General features: G+C 67.6%; 14 protein-coding genes. 6 read left to right on the top strand and 8 right to left on the bottom strand.

What is annotated here, in order from left to right; translation table 11 throughout:
* Window positions 1-2 precede the first annotated feature (2 nt).
* The 4 genes from NP80_RS02785 to NP80_RS02800 all read right to left on the bottom strand — a co-directional run bounded on the left by NP80_RS02785 (window position 3) and on the right by NP80_RS02800 (window position 4,242).
* Complete coding sequence (locus NP80_RS02785; RefSeq protein ID WP_006410372.1) at window positions 3-905, bottom strand: ABC transporter permease; 903 nt, start codon at window positions 903-905, stop codon at window positions 3-5.
* A 13-nt stretch (window positions 906-918) separates the two neighbouring features.
* Entirely contained in the window at window positions 919-1,857 is a 939-nt protein-coding gene (locus NP80_RS02790; RefSeq protein ID WP_006407880.1) for an ABC transporter permease subunit, read from the bottom strand.
* A gap of 11 nt (window positions 1,858-1,868) precedes the next feature.
* Window positions 1,869-3,482 (bottom strand): peptide ABC transporter substrate-binding protein, encoded by a 1,614-nt coding sequence (locus tag NP80_RS02795; RefSeq protein WP_035489100.1) that lies wholly within the window; start codon window positions 3,480-3,482, stop codon window positions 1,869-1,871.
* 178 nt (window positions 3,483-3,660) lie between these two features.
* Complete coding sequence (locus NP80_RS02800) at window positions 3,661-4,242, bottom strand: cupin domain-containing protein (RefSeq protein ID WP_012216254.1); 582 nt, start codon at window positions 4,240-4,242, stop codon at window positions 3,661-3,663.
* 500 nt (window positions 4,243-4,742) lie between these two features.
* On the opposite strand from NP80_RS02800, the gene NP80_RS02805 reads away from it, so the two are divergent.
* The gene (locus NP80_RS02805; RefSeq protein ID WP_006407878.1) at window positions 4,743-6,263 is read left to right on the top strand and encodes a peptide MFS transporter; all 1,521 of its coding nucleotides are present in this window, start codon (window positions 4,743-4,745) and stop codon (window positions 6,261-6,263) included.
* Window positions 6,264-6,389: 126 nt separating this feature from the next.
* Window positions 6,390-6,599: a hypothetical protein gene (locus NP80_RS02810; protein ID WP_006407877.1), complete on the top strand. Its 210-nt coding sequence runs from the start codon at window positions 6,390-6,392 to the stop codon at window positions 6,597-6,599.
* Between the two features lie 76 nt (window positions 6,600-6,675).
* Here the strand turns inward: NP80_RS02810 and NP80_RS02815 are convergent, their stop codons facing one another.
* The 3 genes from NP80_RS02815 to NP80_RS02825 form a co-directional block, all read right to left on the bottom strand.
* Complete coding sequence (locus NP80_RS02815; protein WP_006407876.1) at window positions 6,676-7,800, bottom strand: OpgC domain-containing protein; 1,125 nt, start codon at window positions 7,798-7,800, stop codon at window positions 6,676-6,678.
* 376 nt (window positions 7,801-8,176) lie between these two features.
* Complete coding sequence (gene rarD / locus NP80_RS02820; protein ID WP_006407874.1) at window positions 8,177-9,076, bottom strand: EamA family transporter RarD; 900 nt, start codon at window positions 9,074-9,076, stop codon at window positions 8,177-8,179.
* A gap of 6 nt (window positions 9,077-9,082) precedes the next feature.
* On the bottom strand, window positions 9,083-9,379 hold the full coding sequence (locus NP80_RS02825) for an acylphosphatase (protein ID WP_006407873.1): 297 nt from the start codon (window positions 9,377-9,379) through the stop codon (window positions 9,083-9,085).
* A 153-nt stretch (window positions 9,380-9,532) separates the two neighbouring features.
* Here NP80_RS02825 and hpnA point away from each other — a divergent pair, with 153 nt between their 5' ends.
* Window positions 9,533-10,540 carry a hopanoid-associated sugar epimerase gene (gene hpnA, locus NP80_RS02830; protein WP_006407872.1) on the top strand — a complete coding sequence of 336 codons (1,008 nt, stop codon included), beginning with the start codon at window positions 9,533-9,535 and terminating at the stop codon, window positions 10,538-10,540.
* 108 nt (window positions 10,541-10,648) lie between these two features.
* Window positions 10,649-12,067, top strand: coding sequence for a hypothetical protein (locus NP80_RS02835; RefSeq protein WP_006407871.1), 1,419 nt, complete (start codon window positions 10,649-10,651; stop codon window positions 12,065-12,067).
* Between the two features lie 98 nt (window positions 12,068-12,165).
* Here the strand turns inward: NP80_RS02835 and NP80_RS02840 are convergent, their stop codons facing one another.
* Entirely contained in the window at window positions 12,166-13,353 is a 1,188-nt protein-coding gene (locus tag NP80_RS02840; RefSeq protein WP_045593042.1) for a glycosyltransferase, read from the bottom strand.
* A 397-nt stretch (window positions 13,354-13,750) separates the two neighbouring features.
* Between NP80_RS02840 and ispH the strand changes: the two genes are divergently transcribed.
* Window positions 13,751-14,692 carry a 4-hydroxy-3-methylbut-2-enyl diphosphate reductase gene (gene ispH / locus NP80_RS02845; RefSeq protein WP_006397435.1) on the top strand — a complete coding sequence of 314 codons (942 nt, stop codon included), beginning with the start codon at window positions 13,751-13,753 and terminating at the stop codon, window positions 14,690-14,692.
* A gap of 12 nt (window positions 14,693-14,704) precedes the next feature.
* A complete protein-coding gene (gene hpnH, locus NP80_RS02850; protein ID WP_006397436.1) occupies window positions 14,705-15,865 on the top strand; it encodes an adenosyl-hopene transferase HpnH in 1,161 nt (386 codons plus the stop codon).
* Window positions 15,866-15,963 lie beyond the last annotated feature (98 nt).

Genomic DNA, 15,963 nt, shown 5'->3' on the forward strand with positions numbered 1-15,963 from the left:
CTTCAGCGATCCTTCGGGTCAAGCGCATCCCGCAGGCCGTCGCCGACGAAATTCACGCAATAGAGCGTCACGCACAGCATGACGGCCGGGCACAGCAGCAGCCACGGCATCGATTCGAGTTTCTGCGCGCCGTCCTGGATCAGCACGCCCCAGCTCGTCATCGGCTCCTGCACGCCGAGCCCGAGAAACGACAGCACCGATTCGGTCAGCACGATGTTCGGCACCGAGACCGTCGCATACACGACGACGACGCCGAGCAGGTTCGGCACGATATGGCGGCGCACGATCGACACCGGCGTCACGCCGATCGCGCGCGCCGCATCGACGAACTCGCGGTTGCGCAGCGACAATGTCTGGCCGCGCACGACGCGCGCCATGTCGATCCACGAGAACGCGCTGATCGTCAGCACGACGAGCAGGAACGAACGGCCGAACAGCGTCATCATCAGGATCGCGATCAGCAAGTACGGGATCGCGTACATCATGTCGACGATGCGCATCATCACCGCGTCGACGCGGCCGCCCGCGAAGCCCGCGGTCGCGCCCCACGCGACGCCGAACAGGCCCGACACGAGCGTGCCGAGCAGCCCGACCTCGATCGACACGCGCCCGCCGATCAGCGTGCGCACGAGCAGGTCGCGGCCGAGCTCGTCGGTGCCGAACCAGTGCTGGTTCGCGAGCGTCGGCGGCAGGCTGATCGCACCCCAGTCGCTTGCGGCCGGATCGGCTGCAAGCAGCCACGGGCCGACGAAGCAGGCGATCACGATCAGCGCGAGCAGCACGAGGCTGAACAAGGCCGCGCGGTTGCGCAGGAAGCGTGCGAACGCGAGCGCCAGCGGCGAGCGCGAACGCGGCGGCGTATCGGTCTGCGCGGGCAGACCGACGGCTGGCGTAGTGGGAGTCATCGCAGGGCCTCGCTCAGTAACGGATGCGCGGATCGAGCCATGCGTAGGCGAGGTCGACCAGCAGGTTGAACAGCACTGCGCAGACGGTCGTCAGCACGACGAGGCCCAGCACCAGCGTGTAGTCGCGATTGATCGCGCCGTTCACGACGAGCTGCCCGAGCCCCGGCAGCGCGAACACCGATTCGGTGACGACGGCCGCCGTGATCGACGTGATGCAGACCGTGCCGAACAACGATACGACCGGCATCAGCGCGGGCTTCAGCGCGTGGCGCAGCACGATCGTCGAGCCGGGCAGCCCCTTCGCGCGCGCGGTGCGGATGTAGTTGCTCGACAGCGTCTCGATCATCGAGCCGCGCATCACGCGCGCGAGCAGCGACACGTTGATGAAGGTCAGCAGCACGATCGGCAGCAAGCGGTACTGCCAGCCGCCGTCGCCCCAGCCGCCGGCCGGCAGCCAGCCGTTGCCGGCCGACGTCTTCAGCAGGATCGCGAAGATCCACACGAGCACGGGGCCGAGCACGAACGGCGGCACGACGTTGCCGAAGTTGCCGATCAGCATCACGAAGCGGTCGATCGCGCTGTCGCGGCGCACGGCCGCGACGGTGCCGAGCAGCACGCCGAGCACGATCGACAGCGGAATCGACAGGCCGCCCACGCCGAGGCTCACGGGCAGCGCCTTCTTCACGAGATCGTTCACCGACCAGTCGACATAGCGGAACGACGGCCCGAGATCGCCGCGCAGCAGCGAGCCGAGATACAGCAGGTACTGCTTCCACAGCGGTTCGTCGAGGTGGTACTTCGCGTTCAGGTTCGCGAGCGTCGCGGCGGACAGCTGTTTCTCCGTATCGAACGGGCCGCCGGGCGTGAAGTGCAGCAGCAGGTAGCAGACGGTGACGACCGCGAGGATCGTCGGCACCGCCCACAACGTGCGCCTTAGGGCATAGGCCAGCATGATCGCTCCGCTCAGTGCTTGATCAGATACATGTCCTGCGACGCGCGCATGTCGATCACGTTCTTCAGCGAATAGCCGCCGACGTACGGCTTCACGAGACGATCGGCCGAATACTGGAACAGCGGCACCATCGGCGTGTCGTTCATCGCGGTGTCGTGCGCCTGCGTGAGCAGCGCCGCGCGGGCCTTGTCGTCGAGCTTCTGGTTGCCCTCGTCGACGAGCGTGTCGACCTGCTTGTTGCAGTAGCCGACGGTGTTCTGCGAGCTGCCGCAGCGGATCAGATCGAAGAACGTCATCGCGTCGTTGTAGTCGGCGAACCAGCCGTCGCGCGCGATCTGGACCTTGCCGTCATGCCGCTCCTTCATCAGCACCTTGAACTCGACGTTCTCGAGCTTCGTGTTGATGCCGAGCTTCGTGCGCCATTCCGATGCGGCAAACAGCGCGACCTTCTTGTGCAGGTCGTTGGTGTTGTACGTGAGCGTGAACGACAGCGGCTTCGCGTCCGAATAGCCGGCCTGCTTCAGCAGGTTCTTCGCGGTCTCGACGCGCTTGGCCATCGGCCAGGACGCCCATTCCGGCGTGAACGGCTGCACGCCCTTCGTGCCGTTCGGCATCAGGCCGTACATCGGCTTCTCGCCGGCCTGCGTGAGCTTCGACGTCAGCACGTCGCGATCGATGACCATCGACAGCGCCTGGCGCACGCGCTTGTCTTTCAGCGCCGGATCGCTGTTGTTCAGGTAGTAGTAGTACGTCGCGAGCTGCAGGCCCGGGCGCAGCTCGGCGCCGAACTGCTTGCTGACCTGCTGGAAAATGCCCGACGGAATCGAATAGCTGTAGTCGATCTGCCCGGCCTGGTACATGCGCATCGCGGTCTCGTCGCTTTCGACGGGCAGATACGTGACCTTGTTGATCACGACCTTCGGCGCGTTCCAGTACTTCGCATCCTTCGTCATCACGATGCGGTTGTTCGGCTGCCAGTCGACGAGCTGGTACGCGCCGTTGCTGACGATGTTGCCGGGACGCGTCCACGCGTCGCCGAACTTCGCGACGACGTCCTTGTTCACCGGCGCGAGCGGCGCCATCGCGGTCAGCTCGGGGAAGAACGCGACCGGCACGTCGGTCGTCACCTCGAGCGTGTACGGATCGACCGCGCGCACGCCGAGCGTCGACGGCGCGGCCTTGCCCGCGATGATCTCCTTCGAGTTCTTCACGAACTCGATGAGGATCGTGTACTTCGAACCCGTCTTCGGATCGGCGAGGCGCTGCCACGAATAGACGAAATCGGCGGCCGTCACGGGCTGCCCGTTGCTCCACTTCGCGTCGTGGCGCAGCTTGAAGATCCACGTCTGCGGCGTCTTGCGCTCCCACGACAGCGCGACGCCCGGCACGACCTGCCCGGCCGCGTCGATGCGCGCAAGCCCTTCGAACAGGTCGAGGCCGATCGTGTTGCCGGTCCACGATTCGATGTGGGCGGGATCGAGCGACTCGACTTCGGCGGGCACCTGTCGCGTCAGATCCTGCTGCGCGGCAAGCGTGACGTTCGACGGGACGGTTACGGCACGGGCGGCGGGCGTCGTCAGGACGAGCGCGGCCAGCACGGCCGACATGGCATGCAAGGATTTCATCGTGGCAGTCTTGAGAAGGTTGTTCGGTGAGCGTCGCGCGGCGAAGGCCGCGGATTACGCGTAAGACGCTGTCGGGGGCAGCGATTGAGGAGGCCCGTGGTTCTCGTATTGCATGTTAGTATCCCTTACGTTTCTTTCGACAGGCATCCCGTCCGAGAAACGAAGGAATACCTGTGCGTTAGAACAGCCTCGGCGTACCGACCCAGACCACCACCGATTCGATCTTCGCGGTGTTGGCCCAGCTGTGCGGAACCGTCGACTGGTAGTGCGAACTATCGCCGGCCTGCAGGACGAACGTCTTGCCTTCCAGCGTCAGCGACACTTCTCCTTCCACCACATACAGGAACTCCTCTCCTGCATGTGTCGTCACCTCGGACCGCTTCTGCCCCGGCGGCATCCGCACGAGGATCGCCTCGAGCTGGCGGCCTTCCGAGAGGTTCGTCAGCCTCGCGAACAGGTTCGCCGAATCGGCGAACCCGAAAAAGCGCAGCTGCTCGCCTCGACACACCGAACGCTCCTCGCTCGGCGTATCGACGAAATACTGCACGGTCACGCCGAGCGCCTGCGCGATGCCGGCCAACGACGTCAGCGACGGCGACGCGAGCCCGCGCTCGACTTGCGACAGAAACGGCTTCGAAATGCCCGCGGCTGTCGCCGTTTCGTCGAGCGTGCGCTTCAATCGTTGGCGCAACGCGCGAATCTTGCTGCCCAGTGCGGCGGCAGCGACGGCAGACCGCGAGTTTTCAGTGGGGGGAACCATAGCAGGCCGAAAAGTGGTCGTCAAAAAATGTTTGATGGAAAGTAACTAAGTTTCGTTAATATCGCTTAGTCTTCAGGTTCGCACATGCCTTCGGCGTTGAGCCCGGTGCACTAAACAGGGCCCGAAGCGCGCGAAAAGACCCGCTATCTTGCCAGACTCGCCGCCTTCACAGGCAAGCTGCAAGCGGCTCTCCGGGATTTTGCGGAGCGCCGGACGCGAAGTTTACAAACAAATCATGAGACGAATGTTCCTGAAAGCTGCTGCCATCTCGGGGATTTCCCTATGTGGCGCGGACCTGACGCACCGGACCGGCAAACGTTACCATTCGCGCGCCGGTCGGGGCCTTGCGCCGCCGACACCGGCGGAGTGAGACCCCGGCCCGGGCTAACCGCCCGACTGCTGCCATTGCCTGCGTAGCGGCCTACCCGGCCCACGCGCCCAGGCGCCAGTTCTACCCTCAGGCGACGCGCGATCCGCGCCGTCCGTTTCAACCGAGATTGATGATGCACGCACCTGTTTCACAAACCCGATCGTTTACGACGGTCTTCCTCATCGAAATGTGGGAGCGCTTCGGCTACTACGGCATGGCCGCGCTCCTCGTCCTCTTCATGGTCGACAGGCTCGGTTTCACCGACAGCCATGCGAACCTCACGTGGGGTGCGTTCACCGCACTCGTCTACGCCTCGCCGTCGATCGGCGGCTGGATCGGCGACAAGGTGCTCGGCGCGCGCCGCACGATGATCCTCGGCGCGGCCGTGCTGTGCGCCGGCTACCTGATGCTGGCGGTGCCGAACGACGCGCTCGCCTATATGTATGCGTCGCTCGGCGTGATCGTCGTCGGCAACGGGCTGTTCAAGGCCAACGCGGCGAACCTCGTGCGCCGCATCTACGAAGGCGACGACGCGCGCATCGACAGCGCGTTCACGATCTACTACATGGCGGTCAACATCGGCTCGACGGTGTCGATGCTCGCGACGCCGTGGATCAAGGATCACTGGGGCTGGCACACCGCGTTCGCGGTCTGCTGCGGCGGCATGCTGCTCGCGATCCTGAACTTCATGCTGATGCATCGCACGCTGGCGCACATCGGCTCGCAGCCCGACGACGAGCCGATCCGCTGGAAGCGCCTCGGGGCCGTCGCGGCGGGCGGCGTCGCGCTCGCGCTCGTCACGCTGTACGTGCTGCAGCACAAGCAACTGGCAGTGGCAAGCGTGTGGACGGCCGCGGTCGCGATTCTCGCGATCTTCGCGTACATGATCGCGAAGTCGGAACGCTCGGAGCGCGCCGGGCTGATCGCCGCGCTCGTGCTGATCGCGCAGGTGATCCTGTTCTTCATCTTCTACGTGCAGATGTCGACCTCGCTGACGCTGTTCGCGCTGCGCAACGTCGATCCGCGCTTCATCCTGTTCGGCACGACGCTGTTTACGTGGAGCGCCGCGCAGTTCCAGGCGCTGAACCCGATCTGGATCATGCTGCTGAGCCCGGTGCTCGTGTGGATCTACAACGCGTTCTCGAAGGGCGGCCGCGATCTGCCGGTCGCCGCGAAGTACGCGCTCGGCTTCGGTGCCGTCGCCGCCGGCTATCTCGTGTTCACGATCAGCGGCCGCTATGCGGTCGACGGTCGCGTGTCGTCGTGGTTCATGGTGTGGGGCTACGGCCTCTACTCGCTCGGCGAACTGCTGGTGAGCGGCCTCGGCCTCGCGATGATCGCGCGCTATGTGCCGGCGCGGATGAGCGGCTTCATGATGGGTGCGTACTTCGTCGCGACCGGCGTGTCGCAGTATCTCGGCAGCGTCGTCGCGAACTTCGCGCAGATGCCGTCGCACGATCTGCCGGCCGTCGATTCGCTGCCGCTCTATCTGTCGCTGTTCGAGAAGCTCGGCTGGCTCGCCGCGATCGGCATGGTGCTCGCGCTGCTGCTGCTGCCGATGATGAACCGCCTGTCGCGCCAGCATCAGCGCTGCGCGGAAGAGCGCCGCGACGAAGCGCTGCAGGCGCAGAACGTCGCCGCCGTTCAGTAAGTCCGGCGGCCGGCGTGCTGCGCGCACGCCACAGGCCGCCACATTATCCTGCCGGCACCGCAATCGCGTCCTACACTGATTGCAAGCGGCGCATCCCCCGAGGTGCGCGCCGGCGGGAGAAGGCCCATGAAAAGCAAGACGACGCGGCTGCTGAGAATGCTGTCCGACATCCGGCGTGCGCAGCGCTGCACCGCACTGCGCGCCGCGCGCGCGGCAGCCGAAGCCGATGCGGTGCTCGCGCAGCAGGACGACCGGGCGACGCCCGGCGACAACGACGAGACCGAAGCCGACGATCCGACCGTCGATCCGCGCACGCGCATCGTCCAGCGTCACTGAGACGCGAAGCGTGCACGCCGGCGCCGGTGCCGGCCCCCACTTTTTTGCCTCCACCCGCGCCCGCGCGCGCGCCGCATCACGCGGCAGCCGTGCGCCGCCGCGAAATCCACGCGCCCGAACCGGCCACCGCCATCATCAGCCCGAGCGCACACGCGTCGGCCGCGAGGCCCACGCCGATGTGCCGCAGCTCGGCGCTCCCCGCGACCGGGTGCAGCAGCGAGTCGATGACGAGCGAGATCGCCGCGCCCGCGACGAAGCAGATCAGTCCGCGCTGCCCGACCGCGACGACGGGCCGTACGGCCTGCGCGACGCGCGCGATCCAGCCGTAGCGCACCCAGTCCGCCATCAGCCACGCCACGGCCGCGAAGCTGACGACGCGCGGCAGCGCGAGATCGCGCTTGAGCACGCCTTCGGGCACCGGCAGGCCCGAGAACAGCTTGTAGCTCGCGCAGCCGAGCACGACCGCGCAGGCGAGGCCGGTCGCCGCGGCGCCCCAGCGGCCGAGCGCGACGCGCCGGTAGAACGGCTGGCAGCGCGCGAGCACGCCCGCGACGAACATCAGCTGCCACGCAAACGGATTGAAGCTCCAGCGGAATCCGTCGGTATCGAGCAGTTCGGGCCCGAGCCAGCCGGCCGCCAGCCACGATGCGACACTCAGCACGACGAGCGGCCACGGATGGCGGCGCGCGAACGGCACGAGCACCGGCGACGCGAGCGCGAACAGCACGTACATCGGCAGCACCGACGCGAGATACGGCTGGCGCTGGAACGTCAGCAGTTCGGCGAGGCCCGTGAGCGGCGACGCGAGCATCACGCTGACGTCGTCGAGCGCAAGGTTCGGCGAGTCGATCCCGTAATGGTCGAGCACCGCCGACACGACCAGCATCAGCGTCGACGTCGCGAGAAACGCGCGGTAGATCTGCATCGCGCGCCGCACGAAGCGCCGCTGCGCGGCGCGCGCGCCCTGCCGCTCGGCGATCGCGCCGTACGCGCTCGCCGTCGCGAAGCCGCCGAGGAACACGAACACCTCGGCCGCATCGCACAGCGCGAACGCATGCAGCGTCACGCGCGACAGCACGCTCGCGCCGATGTGATCGACGACGATCATCAGCAGCACGATCCCGCGGAAGAAGTCGACTTCGATGAGACGGCCGCTGCGCGGCCACGACACGGCAGCGGAAGGCGGCGCGTTCATCGACATGAGCGCACCTGCACGGGATGGGCACGCGCGGTGCCGGACGAAACGGAAGGCGAAACAGGAAGCCGAGCGCGGCCGGCGGCGATACGCGTATGCCCGTATCGCGCCGACCCGGCAAGGCGGGCACGGAGACGACCGTTCATTGGAGCACTGCATACGAAGAAAGACGGTCAGGTCAGTCTAATAGCCGTCCCGGAACTGCCCTAAGTAACAAAGTGCAACCGAATCTTCGGTTGCATTACAGGGGCGATATCGCTTGCATGAAGCTGGCAACGCGGCCAGCTTGGCGTCAGCGCGACGACGGCCGACGGCCAGAATCGCGCGTGAGGTGTGTCGAGCGAGGTGCGTTTGAGGCGACCCGCGTCGGCGCGACGCTCGCTCAGGTACGCGCCGGCAGGCGCCGCATCAGCATCGCGCTGTGCCATGCGGTCAACGCGACCGCGACCCAGATCGGCCCGTACGTCGCGAGCTTCGCGACCGTCAGCGTCTCGCCGAGCAACAACAGCGATACGGCGACGAGCAGCACGGGCTCGACATAGCCGAGGATGCCGAACAGCGCCATCGGCAGCATCCGGCTCGCCTTCAGATAGCTCGCGAGCGCAAGCGTGCTGAGCACGCCGAGCCCCGGCAGCAGCGTCGACCACAGCAGCGGATGCGGCGCGACCGGCGTGCCGCTCGTCGCGACCATCGCGATCGCGATCGGACACAGCAGCACGATCTCGACCGCGAACGCAGCCAGCGAATCGGCGTTGATGCGCCGGCGCAGCACGAAATACGGCGGATAGCCGAGCGCGACGACGAGCGTCGGCCACGCGAATGCGCGCGTCGCCCACACTTCGTGCGCAACGCCGAGCGCCGCGCAGGCGACGGCCGCCCACTGCAGCGGATCGAGCCGTTCGTGATAGTAGAAGCGGCCGACGAGCACCATCGTCAGCGGCAGCAGGAAGTAGCCGAGCGACACCTCGAGCATGCGCCCGTGCAGCGGCGCCCACAGGAACAGCCACAGCTGCAGCCCGAGCAGCGCTGCGGTGACGGGCAGCGCGACGAGCAGCCGCCAGTCGCGCACGCTGCGCGCGAGCAGTTCCGCGAGCGCCGGCCAGCGGCCGCGCAGCGCGATCAGCGCGAGCGCGCCGGGCGCGGTCCAGAGCACGCGCCACGCGAAAATGTCGAGGCCCGTGAGCGGCACCAGCCATTTCGCATACGCGGACATCAGCGCGAACAGCGTCGACGCCGCCACCGACAACATCACGCCGCGCCCGGCCTCCGGATACCCCGTCACGTGCGCTTACTGCTGCTGAAAGCGCTCGAAGCGCTTGTCGGTCTGCCGTTCCTCGAACGTCACTTCGGTCACGCGCGCGGCCGGCGGCCCGTGCCGCAGCCACGCCAGCATCCGGTCGATCTGGGCGCCGGGGCCCTGGATCATCGCCTCGACGCTGCCGTCCTCGAGGTTGCTGACCCAGCCGCGCAGCTTCAGCGCGTGCGCCTCGCGCACCGTCGCGTGACGGAAGCCGACGCCCTGCACGACGCCGCGCACGCGCACGTAGTAGGTCTCGATCCGTTCGTCCAGCTCATCGCGGTTCATCGCGTCGCCCCTCCAGTTGCATCCAAGCCCGGCATTGTAGTCGCGTCGGCCCGTTCTCACACGGGTGCGGCCGGCCGCCGCGCGCGCCGAACACGTACAATCTCGCCGACGCTCAACCGCCGCGCCGTTCGCGCGCGGCCAAGAAGGAATGGCATGACTGATACCTCCCGCGATCTCGTTCTGGTCACCGGCGCGTCCGGTTTCGTCGGCTCGGCCGTCGCGCGCATCGCGCAGCAGAAAGGCTATGCGGTGCGCGTGCTCGTGCGCCCGACGAGCCCGCGCACGAACGTCGCCGATCTCGACGCCGAGATCGTCACCGGCGACATGCGCGACGAGACGTCGATGCGCGCCGCGCTGCGCGGCGTGCGCTACCTGCTGCACGTCGCGGCCGACTACCGGCTGTGGGCGCCGGACCCGCACGAGATCGAGCGCGCGAACCTCGAAGGCGCCGTCGCGACGATGCGCGCCGCGCGCGCCGAAGGCGTCGAACGGATCGTCTATACGAGCAGCGTCGCGACGCTGAAGGTCACGAGCGCCGGCGATCCGGCCGACGAGAACCGGCCGCTGACGCCCGAGCAGGCGATCGGCGTGTACAAGCGCAGCAAGGTGCTCGCCGAGCGCGCGGTCGAGCGGATGATCGCCGACGAAGGGCTGCCCGCGGTGATCGTCAACCCGTCGACGCCGATCGGCCCGCGCGACGTGAAGCCGACGCCGACCGGCCGCATCATCGTCGAGGCCGCGCTCGGCAAGATTCCGGCGTTCGTCGATACGGGGCTGAACCTCGTGCACGTCGACGACGTCGCGCACGGCCATTTCCTCGCGCTCGAGCGCGGCCGGATCGGCGAGCGCTACATCCTGGGCGGCGAGAACCTGCCGCTGCAGCAGATGCTCGCCGACATCGCGCAGATGACGGGCCGCAAGGCGCCGACGATCGCGCTGCCGCGCTGGCCGCTGTACCCGCTCGCGGTCGGCGCCGAGGCGGTCGCGAAGTTCACGAAGAAGGAGCCGTTCGTCACGGTCGACGGGCTGCGGATGTCGAAGAACAAGATGTATTTCACGTCCGCGAAGGCCGAACGCGAACTCGGCTACCGCGCGCGGCCGTACCGCGACGGGCTGCGCGACGCGCTCGACTGGTTCCGCGGCGCGGGCTACCTGAAGTAGCACAAAGCGGCGCGCAGCGCGCCGGATTGCGGACTTTGTTACACGTGATGCGCGGACCGCGGGCGGCTCAGCGGGTAAAATCGCGGGTCCTACGTAGAGAAAGCACGCATGAACCTGAACGACCAGATCGATGCACTCAACACCGGCGTCGATCAGCTCCTCCACGATCACCACGCTGCGCAACAGGCGGCCCGCAGCGCGGAAGCCTTCGCGCGCGCCGCCGCGGCCGAGGCCCAGGCGGCTGCGCAGCGTCACGCGGCGGCCGAAGCCGAAGCGCAGGCCGCCGCACAGCGCCATCTCGATGCGGCAGCCGAAGCGGAAGCCGCGCAGAAACGCCACGCCGAAGCGACCGCCGCAGCCGAAGCCGCTGCGCGGCGCCACACCGATGCCGCCGCACAGGCCGAAGCCGCCGTGCAGCGGCACGCAGAAGCGACTGCGCTGACCGAAGCGCTGGCGCAACGTCACGCCGATGCCGAAGCCGCATCGCAGCGCCATGCTGCCGCGATCGCCGAAGCGGAAGCCGCCGCACAACGTCATCATGCCGCCGCGGCCGAAGCGGAGGCTGCCGCCCAGCGTCACGCAGCGGCGAGCGCCGAAGCGGAAGCCGCCGCGAAGCGTCACGCGGAAGCGACGGCCGAAGCCGAGGCGGCCACCGCCGAGGCCGAAGCGCTCGCGCAGCGTCACGCGCAGGCGATCGCCGAAGCGGAAGCGGCCGCGCAGCGCCACGCCCAGGCCACGGCGGAGGCCGAGGCGCTCGCGAAACGTCATGCGGAAGCGATCGCGGAGGCCGAAGCGGCCGCGCGCCGCCATGCGGACGCGACGGCGCAAGCGCAGGCCGTCGCGCAGCGCCATACCGAAGCGATCGCGAACGCCGAAGCCGCGGCGCAACGCCATGCGAAGGCGATCGCCGATGCCGAAGCGCTCGTCGAAGCCGTGATGAAGGATGCGATGTCGACCGATGCGTCGGCAGCGGAAACCGGTGCGGACGCGGCAGCGCAGGCGCCGTCGGCCGACGCGGTGGCGCACGACGTGCGCGATGCACAAGAGGCGAATGACGCGAATACGACCGACGCAACGTCGGCGAACGCCGCCACGCCGCCCGCAACTGAAGCGGAAACCGAAGCCGACGCAGCGACGGAACGCGGCACCGCAGTCGTCCCCGTCGCCGAAGCCGCCCCGAATGCGGCGCCCGCACCCGCCGACAAATCGACGCTGCACGTCTCGCGGCCGACGCAGAACGAACTGACGCTGACGATCAACGGCGAATCGATGACGCTGCATCCGGAGCAGCTCGGCCAGCTGATCGAGGAACTCGCGCACGCGCGCGCGTCGATGCAGCCGGAGCCGCCGAACGGTATCCCGCCGGGCTGGCGCTTCGTGTCGACGAAGAATCCGATGATGGCCGTGCAGAAGCAGTCGAACGGCGATCGTCTGCTGGTCATGCGTCACACCGGCTACGGCTGGGTGCCGTTCACGTTCTCGCCGGACGTCGTGATCCAGATGTACATGCTGCTCACGCAGCGCTGAGCGCCGCACGCGGCGCCTGAATGCAACACGGCCCGACCGGCGGCATGCCGGTCGGGCCGTTTGTCGTTCGGCGCCACTGCATGCGGCGCCGGCCGGTATCAGCGTTCGACCGGTGCCTGCACGCGCGCCTTCCACTGGCCGCCCTTGCCGCGCCAGTAGCGCCACGCGGACGCGAACGTCGCGCCGACGTAGAACGCGGCGACGAGCGGCAGCGCGGGCGCCCACAGCGGCGAGCGCCGGTAGTAGCGCAGCATCGGCGCGTATGCGGCGCACATCGACGCCCATGCGAGCCATGCGGGCCACGCGCGCGCGCCGTACGCGAGCGCGGCGACGGGCGGCACCAGATAGATGATCGTCATCCCGACGAGCGTGCCGGCCAGCAGCCACGGCGAATAGTGGAGCTGCGTGAACGCCGTGCGCGCGATCATGTTCCAGATGTCGCGCCAGCTGTCGTACGGGCGCAGCGACACGCTGCGATCGGCGAGATCGAGGCGGATCGGATGGCGGCCGCTGCCGCGATGCTTGATCTGCGCGGCGAGGCTGCAATCGTCGATCAGCGCGCCGCGGATCGACTCGATGCCGCCCGCTTCCTCGAGCGCCGTGCGCTTCACGAGCATGCAGCCGCCTGCGGCGCCGGCCGTCTTGTTGCGCGGATTGTTGATCCACGAGAACGGATAGAGCTTCGCGAAGAAGAACACGAACGCCGGGATCAGCGCCTTTTCCCAGAACGAGTCGCAGCGCAGCCGCACCATCAGCGACACGAGATCGCGCTGCTCGGCCTGCGCGCGCGTGACGAGCTGCGCGACGGCGTCGGGCGGGTGGCCGATGTCGGCATCCGTCAGCAGCAGATAGTCGGCCGGCAGCCCGAGCGTGCGCACCGCCGCGATCCCCTGCGACTGCGCCCACACCTTGCCCGACCAGCCGGCCGGCAGCGGCTTCGCGCTCAGCACGGTCAGCCGGTCCGCGCGGTTCGCGGCCAGCGCGGCCGCGCGCGCGGCGTCCGCGGTGCCGTCGTCGCTGTGATCGTCGACGATGATCAGGTGAAAGTCGCCCGGATAGTCCTGCTCGAGCAGCGACGTCGCGGCGCGCGCGATCACGTCGGCTTCGTTGCGCGCCGGCACGACCGCGACGACGGCCGGCCAGCCGGCGTCCGCGGCCGCGCCGCGCGCCTCGGGCGGCAGCGGACGCGCCGGCTGCGCGCGCCAGAAACCGCCGCGCGCGACGAGCAGCACGATCCAGATCGCGAGCGACAGGCCGGACAGCAGGAATGCGATCGCCAGCATCATCGGCACGTCTCCTGCCGGCGCGCACCGGAGCGTTCAATCAGGGTCGGAATAGCGCCCGAAACCGCACGGGCGAGCAGGCAATACGCGGAAAAATCGACGGTCATCGAAAGGCCTTGAAATGAGCGCGACGCCGGGCGGCCGGACGGGCAGCCCGCGAAACCGCGTAGTTTACTGGGTTCCGCGCGCACGGGCGCCGACGCACCCGTGCCGGGATTGCAACACGGCAAATACGGCACCAAAGCAAGGACCGGCCGATAGGGTTAAAATGCGCGATTAATTCGGGGTTCCGGGGCCTGACCGGGCCGGTCGTTCCTGCCTTCATAACATCAAGCCGGGGCAATCGAGCTGAAGTGCCAACTCCTCGAACCCCGTTTCTGTCGTCGGAGTTCGCTCACCTATGCGAGTCATCCTTGCCCAGCCTCGCGGCTTTTGTGCGGGGGTTGTCCGCGCGATCGAGATCGTCGATCGCGCGCTGCAACAGCACGGCGCGCCGGTTTATGTGCGTCATGAAATCGTCCACAACCGGCACGTCGTCGAAAATCTGCGTAATAAAGGGGCACGATTCGTTGAGGAACTCGACGAGGTGCCGCATGGCGCCGTCGCGATCTTCAGCGCGCACGGCGTCGCCCAGACGGTCGAGCGCGACGCGCAGACGCGCGGCCTCGACGTGCTCGACGCCACCTGCCCGCTCGTCACGAAAGTGCACGTGCAGGGCCGACAGTACGTGGCGGCCGGTCGCCGGCTGATCCTGATCGGCCACGCCGGGCATCCGGAAGTCGAGGGCACGATCGGCCAGATTCCGGCCGAGGTGATCCTCGTGCAAAGTGAAGCGGAAGTCGATACGCTGACGCTGCCGGTCGACACGCCGGTTGCGTACGTGACGCAGACGACGCTGTCGGTCGACGACACGCGCGGCATCATCGAAGCGCTGCAGCGCCGGTTCACCGACATCGTCGGCCCGGACACCCGCGACATCTGCTACGCGACGCAAAACCGCCAGGCCGCCGTGCGCGAGCTGAGCGGGCAAGTCGACGTGCTGCTCGTCGTCGGCGCGACCAACAGTTCGAATTCGAACCGGCTGCGCGAGATCGGCACCGAAAGCGGCGTGCCGAGCTACCTGGTCGCCGACGGCTCGGAAGTGAAGGCCGAATGGTTCGCAGGCGTGCAGACGGTCGGGCTGACCGCCGGTGCGTCGGCGCCCGAAGAGATGGTCGAGGATGTGATCGGCGCGCTGCGCGCGCTGGGGCCCGTCGAGGTCACGACGATGGCGGGCCGTGAAGAAAAAGTCGAATTCAAGCTGCCGGCGAAGCTCATGCAAGCTGTCGCCCGCGAAGTTTAAGGAGGACAACTCTTGTCTATTCCGCTGCTCCAGCAAGTCCGCGTCGGCGCGTACATCATGCGCCAACACCTGTCCGGCAACAAACGCTATCCGCTCGCGCTGATGCTCGAGCCGCTGTTCCGCTGCAACCTCGCGTGCAACGGCTGCGGCAAGATCGATTATCCGGATCCGATCCTGAACCAGCGCCTGTCCGTCGAGGAATGCCTGCAGGCCGTCGACGAGTGCGGCGCGCCGGTCGTGTCGATCGCCGGCGGCGAACCGCTGCTCCACAAGGAGATGCCGGAAATCGTCAAGGGCATCATGAAGCGCAAGAAGTTCGTGTACCTGTGCACGAACGCGCTGCTGATGGAAAAGAAGATGGACGACTACCAGCCGAGCCCGTATTTCGTCTGGTCGGTCCACCTCGACGGCGACAAGGAGATGCACGACCACTCGGTGTCGCAGGAAGGCGTGTACGACAAGGCCGTCGCGGCGATCAAGGAAGCGAAGCGCCGCGGCTTCCGCGTGAACATCAACTGCACGCTGTTCAACGATGCGATTCCGGAGCGCGTCGCGAAGTTCTTCGATACGCTCAAGCCGATCGGCGTCGACGGCATCACGGTGTCGCCGGGCTATGCATACGAGCGCGCGCCGGATCAGCAGCACTTCCTGAACCGCGACAAGACGAAGAACCTGTTCCGCGAAATCCTCAAGCGCGGCGAAGGCGGCAAGCGCTGGTCGTTCAGCCAGTCGTCGCTGTTCCTCGACTTCCTGGCCGGCAACCAGACGTACAAGTGCACGCCGTGGGGCAACCCGGCGCGTACCGTGTTCGGCTGGCAGAAGCCGTGCTATCTGGTCGGTGAAGGCTACGTGAAGACCTTCAAGGAACTGATGGAAACGACCGACTGGGACAGCTACGGCGTCGGCAACTACGAGAAGTGCGCGGACTGCATGGTCCACTGCGGCTTCGAGGCGACCGCCGTGATGGACACCATCGCGCATCCGCTGAAGGCGTTCGCGGTGAGCCGCAAGGGCGTGCGCACCGACGGCCCGTTCGCACCGGACATCTCGATCGCGAAGCAGCGTCCGGCCGAGTACGTGTTCTCGCGCCACGTCGAGATCAAGCTCGAGGAAATCCAGCGCGCCGGCAAGGGCAAGCTGCAAAAGCCGGCGAAGCCGGCCACGGCGGCCTGAGCGACTGTCACGCGATGCGGAGGCCCGGCCTCCGCGCTTGCAGGCAGGAATAGAAGCGCCACGGAGTGAATGCCACTCCGTGGCGCTTTCGTTTTGGG

The organism is Burkholderia multivorans ATCC BAA-247, assembly GCF_000959525.1.
GTDB classification, from domain to species: domain Bacteria; phylum Pseudomonadota; class Gammaproteobacteria; order Burkholderiales; family Burkholderiaceae; genus Burkholderia; species Burkholderia multivorans.

What these genes read in the sequence shown, in the direction of transcription:
- NP80_RS02785 (WP_006410372.1), bottom strand. Translation starts at nt 905, where the DNA reads ATGACTCCCACTACGCCAGCCGTCGGTCTGCCCGCGCAGACCGATACG.
- NP80_RS02790 (WP_006407880.1), bottom strand. Translation starts at nt 1,857, where the DNA reads ATGCTGGCCTATGCCCTAAGGCGCACGTTGTGGGCGGTGCCGACGATC.
- NP80_RS02795 (WP_035489100.1), bottom strand. Translation starts at nt 3,482, where the DNA reads ATGAAATCCTTGCATGCCATGTCGGCCGTGCTGGCCGCGCTCGTCCTG.
- NP80_RS02800 (WP_012216254.1), bottom strand. Translation starts at nt 4,242, where the DNA reads ATGGTTCCCCCCACTGAAAACTCGCGGTCTGCCGTCGCTGCCGCCGCA.
- NP80_RS02805 (WP_006407878.1), top strand. Translation starts at nt 4,743, where the DNA reads ATGATGCACGCACCTGTTTCACAAACCCGATCGTTTACGACGGTCTTC.
- NP80_RS02810 (WP_006407877.1), top strand. Translation starts at nt 6,390, where the DNA reads ATGAAAAGCAAGACGACGCGGCTGCTGAGAATGCTGTCCGACATCCGG.
- NP80_RS02815 (WP_006407876.1), bottom strand. Translation starts at nt 7,800, where the DNA reads ATGTCGATGAACGCGCCGCCTTCCGCTGCCGTGTCGTGGCCGCGCAGC.
- NP80_RS02825 (WP_006407873.1), bottom strand. Translation starts at nt 9,379, where the DNA reads ATGAACCGCGATGAGCTGGACGAACGGATCGAGACCTACTACGTGCGC.
- hpnA (WP_006407872.1), top strand. Translation starts at nt 9,533, where the DNA reads ATGACTGATACCTCCCGCGATCTCGTTCTGGTCACCGGCGCGTCCGGT.
- NP80_RS02835 (WP_006407871.1), top strand. Translation starts at nt 10,649, where the DNA reads ATGAACCTGAACGACCAGATCGATGCACTCAACACCGGCGTCGATCAG.
- NP80_RS02840 (WP_045593042.1), bottom strand. Translation starts at nt 13,353, where the DNA reads ATGATGCTGGCGATCGCATTCCTGCTGTCCGGCCTGTCGCTCGCGATC.
- ispH (WP_006397435.1), top strand. Translation starts at nt 13,751, where the DNA reads ATGCGAGTCATCCTTGCCCAGCCTCGCGGCTTTTGTGCGGGGGTTGTC.